At 59.4% G+C, this 16,078-nt stretch carries 20 protein-coding genes; 7 read left to right on the top strand and 13 right to left on the bottom strand.

The annotated features are described in order from the left end of the window. Window positions 1-104 precede the first annotated feature (104 nt). Complete coding sequence (gap, locus tag IHQ71_RS20960; protein ID WP_258158365.1) at window positions 105-1,112, bottom strand: type I glyceraldehyde-3-phosphate dehydrogenase; 1,008 nt, start codon at window positions 1,110-1,112, stop codon at window positions 105-107. A 69-nt stretch (window positions 1,113-1,181) separates the two neighbouring features. Continuing rightward, window positions 1,182-3,158, bottom strand: coding sequence for a transketolase (tkt, locus tag IHQ71_RS20965; RefSeq protein ID WP_258158366.1), 1,977 nt, complete (start codon window positions 3,156-3,158; stop codon window positions 1,182-1,184). A 325-nt stretch (window positions 3,159-3,483) separates the two neighbouring features. Here tkt and IHQ71_RS20970 point away from each other — a divergent pair, with 325 nt between their 5' ends. Together IHQ71_RS20970 and IHQ71_RS20975 are read left to right on the top strand one after the other, a co-directional pair. Next, a complete protein-coding gene (locus tag IHQ71_RS20970; RefSeq protein WP_258158367.1) occupies window positions 3,484-3,756 on the top strand; it encodes a DUF4164 domain-containing protein in 273 nt (90 codons plus the stop codon). Window positions 3,757-3,774: 18 nt separating this feature from the next. Next, entirely contained in the window at window positions 3,775-4,146 is a 372-nt protein-coding gene (locus tag IHQ71_RS20975; protein WP_258158368.1) for a cell division protein ZapA, read from the top strand. 236 nt (window positions 4,147-4,382) lie between these two features. Here the strand turns inward: IHQ71_RS20975 and IHQ71_RS20980 are convergent, their stop codons facing one another. Continuing rightward, a complete protein-coding gene (locus IHQ71_RS20980) occupies window positions 4,383-4,871 on the bottom strand; it encodes a DUF2938 domain-containing protein (RefSeq protein WP_258158369.1) in 489 nt (162 codons plus the stop codon). Window positions 4,872-5,024: 153 nt separating this feature from the next. On the opposite strand from IHQ71_RS20980, the gene IHQ71_RS20985 reads away from it, so the two are divergent. Then, complete coding sequence (locus tag IHQ71_RS20985; RefSeq protein WP_258158370.1) at window positions 5,025-5,780, top strand: hypothetical protein; 756 nt, start codon at window positions 5,025-5,027, stop codon at window positions 5,778-5,780. A gap of 102 nt (window positions 5,781-5,882) precedes the next feature. Here IHQ71_RS20985 and IHQ71_RS20990 read toward each other — a convergent pair whose 3' ends face one another. Continuing rightward, the gene (locus tag IHQ71_RS20990; RefSeq protein WP_258158371.1) at window positions 5,883-6,095 is read right to left on the bottom strand and encodes a hypothetical protein; all 213 of its coding nucleotides are present in this window, start codon (window positions 6,093-6,095) and stop codon (window positions 5,883-5,885) included. A 157-nt stretch (window positions 6,096-6,252) separates the two neighbouring features. Next, on the bottom strand, window positions 6,253-6,687 hold the full coding sequence (gene ybgC, locus IHQ71_RS20995) for a tol-pal system-associated acyl-CoA thioesterase (protein WP_308737865.1): 435 nt from the start codon (window positions 6,685-6,687) through the stop codon (window positions 6,253-6,255). Window positions 6,688-6,769: 82 nt separating this feature from the next. Between ybgC and IHQ71_RS21000 the strand changes: the two genes are divergently transcribed. After that, complete coding sequence (locus IHQ71_RS21000) at window positions 6,770-7,273, top strand: hypothetical protein (RefSeq protein ID WP_258158372.1); 504 nt, start codon at window positions 6,770-6,772, stop codon at window positions 7,271-7,273. On the opposite strand, the gene IHQ71_RS21005 is transcribed toward IHQ71_RS21000, so the two are convergent. The 8 genes from IHQ71_RS21005 to ruvC all read right to left on the bottom strand — a co-directional run bounded on the left by IHQ71_RS21005 (window position 7,270) and on the right by ruvC (window position 11,805). Then, on the bottom strand, window positions 7,270-8,169 hold the full coding sequence (locus IHQ71_RS21005) for a metallophosphoesterase (protein WP_258158373.1): 900 nt from the start codon (window positions 8,167-8,169) through the stop codon (window positions 7,270-7,272). The two genes, IHQ71_RS21000 and IHQ71_RS21005, sit on opposite strands and share 4 nt — an antisense overlap. Next, window positions 8,170-9,210 carry a Holliday junction branch migration DNA helicase RuvB gene (gene ruvB / locus IHQ71_RS21010; protein ID WP_258158374.1) on the bottom strand — a complete coding sequence of 347 codons (1,041 nt, stop codon included), beginning with the start codon at window positions 9,208-9,210 and terminating at the stop codon, window positions 8,170-8,172. After that, complete coding sequence (locus IHQ71_RS21015; protein ID WP_258158375.1) at window positions 9,207-9,605, bottom strand: PIN domain-containing protein; 399 nt, start codon at window positions 9,603-9,605, stop codon at window positions 9,207-9,209. The genes ruvB and IHQ71_RS21015 overlap by 4 nt, the downstream gene beginning before the upstream one ends. Continuing rightward, window positions 9,602-9,886 carry an AbrB/MazE/SpoVT family DNA-binding domain-containing protein gene (locus tag IHQ71_RS21020; protein ID WP_258158376.1) on the bottom strand — a complete coding sequence of 95 codons (285 nt, stop codon included), beginning with the start codon at window positions 9,884-9,886 and terminating at the stop codon, window positions 9,602-9,604. The genes IHQ71_RS21015 and IHQ71_RS21020 overlap by 4 nt, the downstream gene beginning before the upstream one ends. A gap of 62 nt (window positions 9,887-9,948) precedes the next feature. Continuing rightward, window positions 9,949-10,563 carry a Holliday junction branch migration protein RuvA gene (gene ruvA, locus IHQ71_RS21025; protein WP_258158377.1) on the bottom strand — a complete coding sequence of 205 codons (615 nt, stop codon included), beginning with the start codon at window positions 10,561-10,563 and terminating at the stop codon, window positions 9,949-9,951. Between the two features lie 10 nt (window positions 10,564-10,573). Beyond that, complete coding sequence (locus tag IHQ71_RS21030) at window positions 10,574-10,990, bottom strand: type II toxin-antitoxin system VapC family toxin (protein WP_258158378.1); 417 nt, start codon at window positions 10,988-10,990, stop codon at window positions 10,574-10,576. After that, window positions 10,971-11,237 carry an AbrB/MazE/SpoVT family DNA-binding domain-containing protein gene (locus IHQ71_RS21035; protein ID WP_258158379.1) on the bottom strand — a complete coding sequence of 89 codons (267 nt, stop codon included), beginning with the start codon at window positions 11,235-11,237 and terminating at the stop codon, window positions 10,971-10,973. The genes IHQ71_RS21030 and IHQ71_RS21035 overlap by 20 nt, the downstream gene beginning before the upstream one ends. 55 nt (window positions 11,238-11,292) lie before the next feature. Beyond that, complete coding sequence (gene ruvC, locus IHQ71_RS21040; protein ID WP_258158380.1) at window positions 11,293-11,805, bottom strand: crossover junction endodeoxyribonuclease RuvC; 513 nt, start codon at window positions 11,803-11,805, stop codon at window positions 11,293-11,295. A 256-nt stretch (window positions 11,806-12,061) separates the two neighbouring features. Here ruvC and IHQ71_RS21045 point away from each other — a divergent pair, with 256 nt between their 5' ends. The 3 genes from IHQ71_RS21045 (at window position 12,062) to IHQ71_RS21055 (ending at window position 16,053) form a co-directional block, all read left to right on the top strand. After that, the gene (locus IHQ71_RS21045; protein ID WP_258158381.1) at window positions 12,062-14,359 is read left to right on the top strand and encodes a methyl-accepting chemotaxis protein; all 2,298 of its coding nucleotides are present in this window, start codon (window positions 12,062-12,064) and stop codon (window positions 14,357-14,359) included. Window positions 14,360-14,515: 156 nt separating this feature from the next. Further along, window positions 14,516-14,974, top strand: a complete 459-nt coding sequence (locus IHQ71_RS21050; protein ID WP_258158382.1) for a hypothetical protein — start codon at window positions 14,516-14,518, stop codon at window positions 14,972-14,974. A 77-nt stretch (window positions 14,975-15,051) separates the two neighbouring features. Beyond that, complete coding sequence (locus IHQ71_RS21055; protein WP_258158383.1) at window positions 15,052-16,053, top strand: LLM class flavin-dependent oxidoreductase; 1,002 nt, start codon at window positions 15,052-15,054, stop codon at window positions 16,051-16,053. The last annotated feature ends 25 nt before the right edge of the window (window positions 16,054-16,078 follow it).

Genomic DNA, 16,078 nt, shown 5'->3' on the forward strand with positions numbered 1-16,078 from the left:
GAAACTATATATATGGACAAGAATGCGGCGAAGACAAACGGAAAAAGAAAAAAGGCGGGCAAAAATTGCCCGCCTCTGGAATCATCTTCTGAATTTTAGAAAGTTCAGATCAGCTTGGCCATCGCTATAGCGGTGTCGGACATGCGGTTGGAGAAGCCCCACTCGTTGTCGTACCACGCCAGAACCGAAACCAGCGAACCGTCCATGACCTTGGTCTGGTCGAGCGCCACGGTCGAGGAATGCGGATCGTGGTTGAAGTCGATCGAGACGTTCGGATGGTTGGTATAGGCCAGCACGTTCTTGAGGCGGCCATCGGCGGCGGCGATCAGCGCGTCGTTGATGTCCTTCACGGTCACCGACTTCGAAGCGACGAACTTGAAATCGACGAGCGACACGTTCGGGGTGGGCACGCGCACGGAAATACCGTCGAGCTTGCCCTTCAGCGCCGGAATGACGAGGCCGATCGCCTTTGCGGCACCGGTCGACGTCGGGATCTGGCTGAGCGCCGCGGCGCGGCCGCGATAGAGATCCTTGTGCATCGTGTCCAGCGTCGGCTGGTCGCCGGTATAGGAATGGATCGTCGTCATCATGCCGCGCTCGATGCCGAATGCCGAATGCAGGACATCGACGACAGGCGCCAGGCAGTTGGTGGTGCAGGACGCGTTGGAGACGACGAGATCTTCCCTCGTCAGCGTGTCGTGGTTGACGCCGTAGACGATCGTCTTGTCGGCGCCTTCGGACGGCGCGGAGACGAGAACGCGCTTGGCGCCTGCCGAAAGATGGATCGCCGCCTTGTCCTTCGCCGTGAAGATGCCCGTGCATTCCATCACGATATCGATGCCGAGGTCGCCCCAAGGCAGCTTGCCCGGATCACGCTCGGCATAGACCTTGAAGCTCTCGGAACCGACCGAGATCACGTCGCCGTCGACCTTCACTTCATGCGGGAAGCGGCCATGCACCGAGTCAAATCGCATCAGGTGCGCATTGGTCTCGACCGGGCCGAGATCGTTGACGGCAACGACGTCGATGTCCTTGCGGCCGGATTCGTAAATCGCGCGCAGCACGTTGCGGCCGATGCGGCCGAATCCGTTGATAGCTACCTTGACTGCCATGGTGTGTTTCTCCTGGTCAACCTTATCGAGGCGCTTGTTTAGCGCCCCTTTTGATGCATTTCAATCGATTTATGCGAGCTTCTTTTCGGCAAGCGCGACAACCGCTTCCGGCGTAATGCCGAAATAATTGTAGAGGTCCTTGTAGGGGGCCGAAGCGCCGAAACTCTTCATCCCGACAAAGCCGCCATCGTTGCCGATGAACTGATCCCAGCCCTGTCGCACGCCGGCTTCGACCGCGATCTTCACCTTGGATGTGCCGATAACCGATGCCTGATATTCCGCCGACTGCTTGTCGAACAGCTCAAAAGCGGGCACCGAGACGACGCGGGCAGCGATGCCCTTGGCGCCGAGCAATTCCTTCGCCTTGAGGGCGATTTCGACTTCCGAACCAGCGGCGAAGATCGTTACCGGAGCGTCAGTGGCATCGGAGAGCACATAGGCGCCCTTGGCCGACAGATTTTCTTCCGTAAAGGACGTGCGTGCCGCGATCAGGTTCTGGCGGGTCAGCGCCAGGCCCGAAGGATGCTTCTTGGCTTCAAGCGCCAGCTGCCAGCATTCTGCCGTTTCGGTCGCGTCCGCCGGGCGGAACATGACGAGCCCCGGAATGGCGCGCAGGGCAGCCATCTGCTCCACGGGCTGGTGGGTCGGACCGTCTTCGCCGAGGCCGATCGAGTCATGCGTCAGCACATGGATGACGCGAATGCCCATCAGCGAGGCAAGCCGGATCGGGGGGCGGCAATAATCCGAGAAGATCAGGAAGCCACCACCATAGGGAATGAGACCGCCATGCAGTGCAACGCCATTCATCGCCGCGGCCATGCCGTGCTCGCGGATGCCCCAATGCATGTAGCGGCCGCTGAAATCGGTCGGCGTGATCGACTTCATCTGGCTGGTCTTGGTGTTGTTGGATGGCGTCAGGTCGGCCGAGCCGCCCAGCGTTTCGGGCAGGAAGCCGTTGACGACTTCCAGCACATCCTCGGACGCCTTGCGGGTCGCGACACCAGCCTTGGATTCGGCAAGCTTGCGCTTGTGATCGTTGATCGCGGCATCGAAGCCCTTCGGCAGGTCGCCGGCAAAACGGCGCTCGAATTCGGCTTTGTGCGACGAAGCAGCAAGACGGCCTTCCCATTCCTTCCGCGCGGACGCGCCACGGCCGCCGGCTTCACGCCAGGGCTTCAGGATCTCGTCTGGAATGACGAAGGCTTCCCACGGCCAGTCGAGCGCCACGCGGGTCGCGGCGATTTCCTCGGCGCCGAGCGGCGAGCCATGGACCTTGTGGGTGCCGGCCTTGTTCGGGGCGCCGAAACCGATCGTCGTCTTGCAGGCGATGAAGGTCGGCTTGTCGGATTTGTGGGCCTGCTCGATGGCCGAGGCGATCGCCTCCGGATCGTGGCCGTCGATTTCGATCGTGTTCCAATGCACCGACTTGAAGCGGGCGATCTGGTCGGTCGAATCCGACAGCGACACCGCACCGTCGATGGTGATCGAATTGTTGTCCCAGAAGAGGATCAGCTTGTTGAGCTTCAGGTGACCGGCCAGCGCGATCGCCTCATGGCTGATGCCCTCCATCAGGCAGCCGTCGCCGGCCAGCACATAGGTGTAGTGGCTCTGGAGGTCGGAGCCGAACTCCTCCTCCAGCTTGCGCTCGGCAATGGCAAAACCCACCGAATTGGCAAGACCCTGGCCGAGCGGGCCGGTGGTCGTCTCGATACCGGTCGCGTGGCCGTATTCCGGATGGCCGGCGGTCTTGGAATGGAGCTGGCGGAACTGCTTGAGGTCCTCAATGCCCATATCCGCGTAACCGGTGAGGTAGAGAACCGAATAGAGCAGCATCGAACCGTGGCCGGCCGACAGGATGAAGCGGTCGCGATCGGGCCAGTGCGGCGCCTTCGGATCGAATTTCAAATATTTCGTGAACAGCACCGTGGCCACGTCGGCCGCCCCCATGGGCAGGCCCGGGTGACCGGAATTCGCCTTCTCGACGGCATCCATGGAAAGGAAACGGATCGCATTCGCCATCCGGTCGTGTTGTTCGCGTGATGTCATGATCTTTGTCGCCGGCTCCGGTGTTCGTGAAGGGCAACCCGCAGGCTGCCTTAAACCGACGGGAGACATAGCAGTTGGACGCAGGCTGTCAATCAATTCGGCCCAGCTTTGGCGGAGCTCCCGGCAAAAATTGCGCCTGCCGCGCAGCCATGATTTGCCCCGCGCCATTAACCACCGCGAGGAAGCACTGCAAGTCTTCCACAGAATTGCCTGATTCTACGTCGCTTTGATTGATTGACGCGGGCCGAAACCTTCCAATACTATCGCGTAAGAAGGTTCGGCCCGCAGCCGGTCGATTCGTAAAGGTGCGATGGGTTTGATAACGATGCCCGCAGGGACGGCGGTCAAGACGGCGATCGAAGAGCTTCGCGACGCGTTGGGCGCACTTGATCGCTCAATCGACCAGCGCTTCGAGCGCGAGAGGGATTCCTCCGAAATGGAGCAGGAGATTCGCCGCGTCCATGCGGACCGGTCTCGCCTTGCGCAGGATCTCGACCAGTCCGAATTCCGGGCCAACCGGCTTGAAGAAGTCAACCGCGAGGTCTCCCGCCGTCTGGTAACGGCGATGGAAACAATCCGCGCGGTTCTCGATCGTTGAATTCATTGGAAAGCAGATATGGCCCAGGTAATTGTGACGATCGACGGCAAGGCCTATCGCATGGCGTGCGAGGAAGGCCAGGAAGCCCATCTCGAGGGACTGGCGCAGAATTTCGACCGTTACGTCGGCCACCTCAAGACCCAGTTCGGCGAGATCGGCGATCTGAGGCTCACGGTCATGGCGTCGATCATGGTCATGGACGAGCTCTCCGAGGCGAACCGCCGCATAGGCCAGATCGAGCAGGAACTCGAAGGCATGAAGAAGCATCGCGAGGGTTCAGCCTCCGTCGCCGAAAAAAGCGACCAGGCACTCGCCGGCATGCTGAGCGAATTGACCAGCCAGGTCCGGTCGATCGCCGCCAAGCTGGATGGCACCGGCGAGACTGCGTGAATGCGAAATAAGCCTCGGTCTGCCCCTTTCGTTTCCTCGAAAAAACAACTATATAGCGTGTGCGGTCTGCGCCTCTTGACAGGATAAATGTTTCCTTGGGCCATACTCGATCTTAAGGGAGCTGTCCCTGTTCCGGCCCGTGGGCTGGGGCACACGGTTCCCACCTACTTTGTAGGCACCAGGGATCGAACCATCCATCGGATGTTGTGGATCGCACTTTTCCCTTTTTTCTGAATTCAGCGCACCTGGCTCAGCAGCAATGCCGTGATCCACATGCCAACAGCGAATATGGTGTGCCCGAACAGGTTCATCGCCCGCGCCTTGATGGGATCGGGCGTCTTCGATGCCGCCCGTCCGAGGCCGAGGCCCGGCTGCAGCAGGAACCATCCGGCGGACACCGTGACAATTCCCCAGACGAAGGCCGGCATGAAGGTGGGGTATGCCAGCCATGACCGTCCCATGAAAACGGCGAGCACGACGCCGTAGACGATGCCGACGGCATAATGGAAGATCCAGCCGAGAGCCTGTTCATGTGCGTAGGGCTCTGCCTTGGCGATGTTCGTGTGAAAAACCACGCCGTTTTTGAGATGCCATGTCCATCGGCCGACCGGCGCCCAGTTCGGCGCGTTTTCCTTAAATACCTTCCAGAGAATGACGGCCCAAATGTCCATGGCGACCGTGCCGCCGATGCCGATCAGAATACCGCGCAAGATGATGTCGAGCATGTGAAGTCCGCAAGAAGGTGGGAAGATCAAACCAATCTAGATGCCGCTACGGCAAACATTGAGCCTCAGTAAAGGCAATCGACGAGAATTTCAACTTTTCATAGAAACGTCGCCAACGTATCAATGTTATCTCAATTGAGTCGGGGGGAGACCATGGGAGCCAATGATACACTGCCAAGTTTGGCAGCTTTGGAAGCGCTTAAGCGTATAGTCCATCATATTGGGGCTGCAAACGAAGCGGTAACCGCTACAAAATTGAAGCGAACGTTGGGCCTGTCAGATCAACTTTTCCAGTTGGCTGCGGACTATGGATGCTCCCAAAAAATAATCAAGTGGAACGCCCATAACAAGTACAGCGGCCTCAAGGATTACGTAGTCCCAGAGGAGGCATACTACGACACGGTTATGACTAGCATAGAAGCTTTGTGGCTAAGCGAAGGATATGAGAGGAACCATTTTTATATAGAAAATACCTCTCGAAGGAATTCAAAAATTGAAGGCCCGTGGACGCGTCCCGATTTAACCCTCGTGTCTCACAAGAAATTCCCGTGGACAATGGGTACAGAATTTGACGTGGTCACTTTTGAAATAAAACGACCTGATAGCGCCAATGTACTCGCGGTGTTTGAAGCACTCTCGCATGTCGCCGCCGCTACCCGAGCTTATGTCGTTTTCCCTGTCGACGCTGAAGCATGGCGTAAGTCAAATCCCGCACAAGAGAGGCGCGTAAAAGACGAATGCGTCCGACATGGCGTGGGCTTGATACTCGTCAATTCTTCCTCATCGGAAATTGCGCAACACGTCCTAAAGGCGTCACGTAGAGAAATAGATCACGAGAAATGCAGTGATTTCTTAGACGCGGTGGTATCACCGGGCGGCAAACGTCGCATATCCGAGTGGAAATCATAGCTGTATTGGCCCCACTGCGGACATCCTCTCACAATGGAGGAAGCCCGGTCCGGCAGGGCGGCGGACCGGGCTTCAGGGCAATCTGCGCCTTGGCGAACGGGGTTAGGCGCAGATGCGGACTTTCTTCAGATAAGGATTGCCATGGAAATCGTATTTGAGCGTTTTCTCGATGCGGCAGCCGGGCAGGACATATTTGGTAACCACCGTGGCTTCGATGCGGCTGGTCTTCTGGGCAGTATCGAGGCGAACCGTCATGCCGGCCTGCGAAACGGCCGCGAAACCCAATGCGCCGATGCCGATTACCAATGCTGTCATCAGAATCTTGCGCATCGTTTCGAACCTTCTTGCTGTCCCGTTTCCAGTGGGCCAAACCCATCCGTTGCATCTGTTTTCGCACGGAGAGCGGCCGATGGCTGTTACGAAGGGAACACCTATTCAAGACTCGTAACGTGGTGATGACGTTTTGGATCCACTATGGGCCGAAACTTGTTACAATCGCGGCCGGCAGGCGTCTGGGACGGCCGCCACGATTGATGACGGCAATGGTGACGCGGGCGGCAATCAGCACCTTGTCACCAAGGCGGATTTCCTGACCGAGAACGAGCTTTGCCGCCAGTGCCCTTTCGGTTTTCGTGACAACAGTCAGGATATCGTCCATCCGTGCCGATGCCTTGAACTCGATTTCCATGCGATGGACGACGAAGGCGAGCCCCTCGCCCTCCGCGGCATGCATCTTCACCTGGTCGACGCCGAGGCAGCGGAGATAATCCGTGCGGCCGCGTTCCATGAAATGCAGGTAACGAGCATGATAAACCACGCCCGAGAAATCCGTGTCCTCGTAATAGACCCGCTGGGTCAGCACGTGACCCTCTGGTGTCAGGGCGCCGGATAGGGGAATATTCATCATGGGCAAGCCGTAGAGATATTAGTGACTCTGCGCGGAAACCCGCAGTCGTGGCAGCTATAGTGGCAAGCGAGAGGATATGACAATGCCTATTCGTTCCGGACTGATCGTCGTACTCCGGCTCTTCGCGATCCTGCTCCTGCTTCAGATCGCGGGCTACATGCTGGCGGTCGCAGCAACGATGCCGGGTGTGGAGATAGCCTCATGGCTACCGCAGATCGCCATCGCGTCCTTCCTGCTGATCCCATTCCTGCTGATCTTCTGGGGCTCGGCCGAGATCGTGGATTTCCTTGCTCCCGGACCGGTCGAAACAGTGCCCGAAACGCCGGTGACGGAATCAGGCTTGCAGGCAATCGCGTTCAGTGCGCTGGGCGCGTTCATTCTCCATCTCACCCTGACGGAAGCGGTCGGCCTTTTGGCCGCGTGGCACTATGTGAGCCTGACTCCTGGGGCGGCATCGATCTATCCGATTGAGAAGGTGCCGCAAAACCTTCTGGGCTGGGTGATCGGTATCTATCTCCTGCTCGGCGGCCCAGGCCTGCGCCAGTGGCTCGGCAACCTGAGGCGCGCTGGCGCGAAGGCAGACTAGCCGAGTTCCAGCAGCACGATCTCGGGCGGCGCCATAAAGCGCACGGGCGCTATCGAGCAGCCGAGCCCGCGCGAGACGATGATGTGCATGCCGTCTTCCACGACATGGCCGCCGGCATAACGCGGGCCGTAGCGTGACGGCACGACCGGCTTCCAGCCGAAGACATTGATCTGTCCCCCATGAGTATGGCCGGAAAGCGTGAGGCAGACGCGCGGTGGAACTTGGGGGAAGATATCCGGCTCATGCGCGAGCAGGATCAGGGGCGCCATATCGGTCACCTGCGCGAGCGTCGCCTGCAGCTTGTCCATGCCCATCCATCTCGTCCGGTTGAACCGCCGGCCTGGGCGCATGGCGGCCTGATCGCCCAACCCCGCGAGCCAGAACGGATGGCCGTCCTTTTCGAGCCGGACGGCCTCGTTGACGTAAACTGGAATGCCAACCTTGCGCAGTGCCGCCTCCGAGAACGTCGTCACCGAGGGGTCACGCTGGAAGGTCAGGTCCTCCCAATAATCGTGATTGCCGAGGATCGCATGCACGCCGAGCGGTGCCTTGAGGTCCGCCATGGCCTTCGACCAGTCCTGGGAATGGACATAGTCCGTCACGAAGTTCATGCCGCTGACATAATCGCCGAGCAGCAAGATCAGGTCCGCATCGAGTTCATTCGCCCGGTCGCATATGCCTTTGATGCGTTCCGCGCTCATCCACGGCTCGCAAGCGTGGATATCGGAGATGACGGCGATTTTCAGCTTGAGCCCCGGCGTCCAGTTCGGTGGCGTGAGCTTGTATTCCTGGATTCGTGGACGGGCCATGACCTCGGAAAGCGGATAGCCAACCATTGCCGCGGCAAGAATCGCACCGCGCAGGACGAACTTCAGGAACCCGCGACGTGTGAGCAATCAATCCTCATCCTGGAAGAGCGCGAACTGCGTCGCTGCAAGGTTTGGCGGCGGGTTGAGGCCCAGATGTTTCCACGCATTTGCGGTCAAAACACGGCCGCGCGGTGTACGCTGGATGAAGCCCTGCTGGATGAGATAGGGCTCGATAATATCCTCGATCGCGTCGCGCGGCTCGGAGAGGCCCGCCGAAATGGTCTCGATCCCCACCGGCCCGCCGCCGAAATTCATCGCAATCATGTTGAGGTAACGCCGGTCGAGCTGGTCGAAACCCATATGGTCGACATCGAGCCGGGTCAGCGCCTCGTCGGCAACCTTCCGGTCGACCGTCTCGGCCCGTGCGACCTCGGCGAAATCCCGTACCCGGCGCAGAAGCCGGCCGGCGATGCGCGGCGTGCCCCGCGCGCGCCGCGCGATTTCCCTGGCACCTTCCTCGGTGATCGGCAGGCCCATGATACGCGCACCCCGGCGCACGATGAGTTCCAGTTCCTCGACGGTATAGAAATTGAGCCGCACCGGAATACCGAACCGGTCGCGCAGCGGATTGGTGAGCAGCCCGAGCCGGGTCGTCGCGGCGACAAGCGTGAATTTCGAAAGGTCGATCTTCACCGACCGGGCTGCAGGGCCCTCGCCGATGATGAGGTCGAGCTGGTAATCCTCCATCGCGGGGTAGAGGATTTCCTCGACCGCCGGATTGAGCCGGTGGATTTCATCGATGAAGAGCACATCGCGCTCTTCGAGATTGGTCAGCAGTGCCGCGAGATCACCCGCCTTGGCGATGACAGGCCCCGAGGTCGAACGGAAATTGACGCCGAGTTCCTTCGCCATGATCTGGGCGAGCGTCGTCTTGCCGAGGCCGGGCGGGCCGACGAACAGCACATGGTCCAGCGCCTCGCCGCGATTCTTGGCCGCCTCGATGAATATCTTGAGATTGGCGCGGGCCTCCGCCTGGCCCGTGAACTCGTCGAGCGACTGCGGCCGGAGCGCCGTATCGATATCGTCGCCACGCCGCTCGGGCGTCAGCAGGGCATTGGGGCCGGTCATTGCAGGAGTTCCATACCGGAGACGGTTTTGGCAGCCCCGCGATCAAAGGTTACGGTCATCGAACACCCGGCTTTGGCACCTGACCACGCGATGAGGTGGTCGGCAAGGTCGCCTGCCGGTTCATCGTCGCCGTTGATCAACGCGTCGAGTTCCTCTGTATGTTCGACGAAAAGACTATCAGCCGCGAGCAGCGCCCTTAGCATCGCAACGATATCGGACATTGGATATTCCAACCGCCGATGAAGAACCCACACTGTCTCCGCGAGTGCCACCGCGCTCAAGAACGCGGGGTTCTCGATTGTCCGGGCGGAGAGAAACGCGCGAGCCTTTTCGTTCTGGCGTTTATCGTCATCGACTAGGAAACGGACCAGTACGTTGGTATCGATGCCAATCATTTGTTCCGCTTAGCCCATTCTTTCACAATGCGCTGGTCGTCGGCGGCGACCGCATCCATGACAGCTTCATTCATTTCCTCAACTGTCAACGACACTCCATTGGGTGGCGGGCCAAGGATGCCTGCCAAATCCGCAAGACTCTTGTTCTTTGGCACCGCAACGACCTGTCCCTTGCGAATGGTGACGTAGAAACGGGTTCCTGGCGATAGATTGAGACCATCGCGAACGTCTTTAGGAATGGTTAACTGGCCTTTCGAGGTCATCGTGGTAAACGCGCCCATTTCTTACAATTCCTTCTTATTCCTACCAAACAGATCATAGTAAGAAAAAGGCCATTAAACAATCACCGCGCCAGTTCCTTCAATCCCAACCTGATCAGCTTTGCGCTATCCGCACCCTCGCCGCCATTCTTCAGCGCCGCGGCAATCGCATTCGCCGCCTGGTCGCGGGAATAACCGAGATTGGTGAGCGCCGAAACCGCATCCGATACGGGAGCGGCGGCGACGCCTTCGCCGATCTCCTGCTTCAAGCCGATATTGATGGATTCGCCGGCGAATGCCGGCGCCTTGGTCTTGAGTTCGGTCAGGATACGGATCGCGACCTTGGGCCCGACGCCCGGCGCCCGCGAAATCGCCGTCTTGTCCTGGAGCGCGATGGCGTTGGCAAGTTCCGAGGGCGTCAGCGTCGACAGCACGGCGAGCGCCACCTTCGAGCCGACGCCCTGCACGATCTGCAACAGGCGGAACCACTCGCGCTCGAGCGCCGTCATGAAGCCGAAAAGCTTGAGCTGGTCCTCGCGCACATAGGTCTCGATGAACAGCGCCGCTGCTTCACCCACGGAGCCGATGCGGCCGAGCGTGCGCGACGAGCAGAAGGCGACATAGCAGACGCCATGCACATCGACGAGCACATAGTCCTCACCGATTTCCTCGATCGTGCCTTTCAGTTTTCCAATCATGCCAGCACTTTCAAGGATGCGTTTCGGGTGTGATCAGTTCGATGGTCGGGAAATAGCTTGAATACCTTGGTCCGTCCCGCGTCAGCAAGCGATGGCCACTGAGCTCGGCATGCGCACCGATAAAGAAATCCGGCAGCGTCCGTTCACGAAGTCCGCCTGCAAGTCGGTATCGCCGGTGAGCCTTGCCCGCGGCGAACGCCGCCTCGAAAGGGAGAGCCTCTCGCTTCAGCGCCAGCATGCCAAATACTGATGAGAGTTCGGCTTCCGACAAAGGTGAAGACGCGAGTTCGGCCCAGATGACGGGATTGACGACGAGAACGCCATCTTCAAGGCAATGCTCCAACGCCCCCAGTGACCACGCCCTGTGTCCGCTAGCCGGGCCGAGCATGTCGATCAGCACGTTCGTGTCAACGAGGGTCGAGGTCATCGCGCTCGCCTCGCAGCCATATCATGTACTCATCGGTCGTCATTCCATCCAGATCGAACGTCCCTTCGACCTGTTTTGCCCAGTCCTCAATTCGCTGGCGGCGTTCGGATGATGTCGTCGCATCGGATTTGACGAGGAGCGCGCCCCTCTCGGACGCAATGAACTCGACCTCCGAACCCGGCTTGATGCCAAAATGGTCCCGGATGTCCTTGGGAATTGTAACCTGGCCTTTTTCCGTCACACGCATGGTAATACCTCTGCGGTATTACTTCTCACGCCAAAAAGAACAAGTCAAGAACAAATCAAAGGCTGGCAATCTTCAGCCGCGCGCGGGCACCACCCATATGGTGGGCGTGGCAGATGGCAATGGCCAGTGCATCGGCCGCGTCATTGCCAATAAACTGCGCCTTCGGCATCAGCACTTTCAGCATCATATGGATCTGCTGCTTTTCGCCGTGACCGACCCCGATCACCGCCTTCTTGACTGCATTCGGCGCATATTCCGCCACCGGCAGGCCGGCCCGCGCCGGCACCAGCATGGCGATGCCGCGCGCCTGGCCGAGCTTCAATGTCGCGACCGCATCCTTGTTGACGAAGGTCTGCTCGACAGCCGCTTCGTCCGGCTTGTGTATATGCAGCACCTCGGACAAACCGTCATGGAGCTGGCAAAGCCGAGACGCAAGGTCGGCCTTGTCGTCGGATGTGACCGTGCCGGATGCCACGAATCTGAGGGAATTACCGAGCGTTTCGATGACGCCCCAGCCCGTCCGGCGAAGGCCGGGATCGATGCCGATTATTCGAATCAAGCTGTTCATGGAGACCTTATACGACGCCCTTGACCGGACCGCCATTTGCCCAACAGCACGCCGTAACTAAAAAATTCAATAAAATTTGAAATAATAGAGATCAAGCGCCTGAAAATTAACCACGAATTAAACGGTTTTCCGCGAAGAATCGATCTTCGAAGAAGGCAGAAAACTGCCTCGGGGAACGCATGACCACCGGCCACCAGATGCCCCTTCCCGGAAGGTCCACGTCGTTCCGCCGCGCCGCCACGTGATGGAGCCGTAAATGCCCAGACTTCTACATTCCCTCCAGGGAAAAGTTATCGCGGTCTTCCTTGTGTTGATCGTCATCTCGGAGACGGCGCTCGCGCTGCTCAGCTATTACAGCTCCAACACGATCTTCCTCGACCAGACCAAGACCTCGATGCAGAGCATCCTGACCTTCCGGTCGTCGAACCTTTCGAGCCAATTGCACCAGATCAGCGACCAGGCCTCCTCGCTCGCGAAGATCGAGTCGCTCGGCAAATCGATGGTCAACCTGAAGAGTGGCTGGAAAACGCTCGACAAGACCCCCGGCGACGCCAAGAAGGAGTTGCAGAAATATTTCGTCAGCGGCAATCCGAACCCGGCCGAAGAACGCGAAAAGCTGATCAAGCCCGAAGGCCCCGGCGGCTACTATTATTCCGCCCACGAGGAACTGCAGCCGCAACTCGCCAAGGTCCTCGCCGCCACGCCCTTCAAGGACATGCTGATGCTCGATGCCAAGGGCAACATCATCTATTCCTACAAGAAGGCCGATACTTTCGCCGAGAATGCCACCGATGCCCGCTTCGTCGAAAGCGGTCTCGGCAAGGTCTTCGCAGAAACCATGGCCAATGTGAAAAAGGCCGAGACCGATGAAGTGCCCGGCGCGTTTTCCGGCCTGATGATGAACAAGGAGACCGGCAAGTCCGATATTTATGCCGCAGTTCCGCTGGTCAATCTGGGCCAGTTGCGCGGCATCTTCATCTTCCAGGTGCGCGACGATGTGATCGGCAATATCCTGTCGATGGGCATTCCCGCGGGCAGTTCCGAAAAGACCAACATCATTACCGCCGATGGAACCGTGATCGGCCTCAACGACGCCGGCCAGCTTGTGACGGTCGATGCCGCCCCCTACGCCTATAAGGATGCGGCGCTCGCCGATACCGCCATGACGGTTGCCGCCTTCGCCCGTGCCGATGGTTCGGCCACCAGCTTCAGCATGCCGCTCGTCGAAGACAATGCGAAATACCTGATCTCGGAAAGCGTGCTCGATAGCGAACTTCAGGCCGGATCCCTTCAGATCGCGGGTCTTCTGACGCTGGTCGGAACGCTCGTTCTTGCCGTCACCTCGGCCATTGCCTGGTTCGTGCTGCGCCATATGTTCGGTCCGCTCGGCAAGCTCGCAACGGCGACCGAAGCTGTCGCCAGCGGCGATCTCAACATTACCGTCAAGGGCGCATCTCGAAAGGACGAGCTCGGCACAATGTCGCGGGCGCTTTCGAGCTTCCGGGATTCACTCTTGGCCCAGCGCGTGCTGGAATCCCAGGCCAGAGCGGCGCAGGTCGCCGAGGAAGAAGGTCGCCGCAGCCGCATCGAGGAACAGCAGCGCGAAGCGCAGACACTGCAGTCGGTCGTCTCCGCGCTCGGCGAAGGCCTCACCCGGATGGCAAGCGGCGATCTCGCCTACCAGATCGACCAGCCATTCCCGCCGGCGCTCGAGGGTCTGCGGCACAATTTCAACGCTTCCGTCGATCAGCTCGCCGAGGCGCTCACCGCAATCAGCCGCAATTCCAACGCCATGCGCGCCGGCACAGAGGAAATGCGCTCCTCCGCCGACCAGCTCGCCGAGCGCACGGAACGCCAGTCTGCGTCGGTCAGCGAAGCGGCAACGGCCATCGACCAGATCACCAAGGCGGTCAAGCAACAGATGGCGCGTGCCGAGGATGCGAGCAAGATCGCCCGTGACGCCAATGCCGGCACCCAGGCTTCGGCCGATATTATGGAAAAGACCATCAAGGCGATGGAAGCCATCCAGGGATCCTCGCAGCAGATCAACACGATCATCTCGGTAATCGACGAGATCGCCTTCCAGACCAACCTGCTGGCGCTCAATGCCGGCGTCGAGGCAGCCCGCGCCGGCGATTCCGGCAAGGGTTTCGCGGTCGTTGCCCAGGAAGTGCGCGAACTCGCACAACGCTCCGCCAAGGCCGCCAAGGAAATCACCGACCTGCTATCGAAATCGACGGCCGAGGTCGAGGCGGGCGTGTCGATGGTCGAAAAGGCCGGCAAGGCACTCAAGGGCATCGGCGGCCATGTCGAGGCGATCAATCTGCAGATTGCCGCGATGATGGAATCGACCCGCGAAGAAGCCGAGACGTTGCGCGAGATCAATACGACGGTGACCCAGATCGAAAACATGACGCAGCAGAACGCCGCCATGGTCGAGGAAACCACCGCGTCGATCCATCAACTGGCCCAGGAAGCCGGCGAAATGGACGGCCGCATCGGTCAGTTCCAGTTGGCCGAGGAAGCCGAAAACCAGTGGCGCAAGGCCGGCTGAGTCAAAGCATCATAATGCAGGGGGCCGCGGCACATCCGCGGCCTTCTTCGTTTCAAAACATGCCGTTCGGATTTTCCGAATGCTCTGGCGGCTCGAGTCGCTTGCCAAACATCCGTGCTTTTGGAAGTCTGGGCCTGCAGCCGGGGAACGCCAGACATGCCCATTGAGAAGATAAGAAAAAGCCAGAGGATCGATGTCGGAGAGGCAAGTGCCAGCATCCATATCACGTACAAAAACCATGCGCAGGTGTGGGAAGACTTCACTTTGCTCCGAGAACGGCCGAATTCCCGGATCGATTACCAAGCAAAACCGCAGATTCTCAAACTTCGCATGGGCGACAATCGATTTTCCAAAGAGAGTGCCGAAACTGCGGTCGCAGCTTTCGACGAAGAAACCCTGGATGTCCTCATCCATTTGCTGGCGACAGTTCTGCACGGCAGACGAGTCGATGCCAGGTTCTTCGAATTCCAGATGAAATTCAAAGATGGCGAGCACGAAGACTATCGCTTCGCCATCTATTTTGATCCCGAACTTTATTCCTACGCCCAACAGAACATGGGTCAGGTCGAGGAATTCACGCCCTATGCGCAGCCATGGGACAAGATCGTGAAGTAACCCAACCGCGCCCCATCCTTGATTCCGCCGACCCGCATACCCAAGTCAGATCGAATTCTCCTCCCAAGGATTTGAGCATGATACCTTTTTCCATTCTCGACCTCTCGCAGGTCGTCGAAGGCGGCACCGTCGAAAAAAGCTTCAGAAACACCGCCCGCATGGCGAAAGCCGCCGAAGACGCCGGCTATCTGCGCTACTGGCTTGCCGAACACCATGGCATGCCGGCGGTCGCGAGTTCGGCAACATCCGTGCTGATCGGCCATGTCGGCCACGCGACGTCGAAGATCCGCATCGGCTCGGGCGGCATCATGCTGCCCAACCACGCACCGCTGGTGATCGCCGAGCAGTTCGGCACGCTGGCCGCGCTGTTTCCGGGCCGCGTCGATCTTGGCCTCGGCCGCGCGCCGGGCACCGATATGCGGACCGCCCGGGCATTGCGCCGTGATCTTGAAGCAGGCGCCCACACATTCCCCAACGATATCCTGGAACTCCAGCGCCTGTTCGGCCCCGTGGAAGATGGCCAGCAGATCCTCGCCATGCCGGGCGTCAATTCCAACGTGCCGATTTGGCTTCTCGGCTCCAGCCTATACTCCGCCCATCTGGCGGCCGCCCTCGGCCTGCCCTATGCCTTCGCCTCGCATTTCGCGCCGGATGCGCTGATGGATGCGATCGCCATCTATCGCGAGCGCTTCCAACCCTCGGCGCAATTGGAGAAGCCCTATGTCATGGCGGGCATCATGGGCGTGGTGGCTGATACGGACGCCGAGGCCAAATATCATTTCACCTCGGCCCAGCTTCAATTCATCAATCTGAGACGCAATACACGCGGCTATTTCCCCAAGCCGGTCGAAAGCATGGACGAGCACTGGACCGAGAGCGAGAGATACAATGTCGAGCACACGCTGCAATATGCGATCGTCGGCTCGCCGAAGACCGCCGAGCGTGATCTCGCCGATTTCATCCGGGTCACCGGGATCGATGAGCTGATCATCTCCATGCCGATATCAGATGTCGATGCGCGGCTGAGGTCGATCGAGCTTTTCGCCGGCCTCGACACGATCGTCCGCAAGGCCGCATGAAAAAGCCCGGAGCGAACCGTCGCTC

Source organism: Rhizobium sp. TH2 (genome assembly GCF_024707525.1).
In the GTDB taxonomy this organism is placed as follows: Bacteria; Pseudomonadota; Alphaproteobacteria; order Rhizobiales; family Rhizobiaceae; genus Rhizobium_E.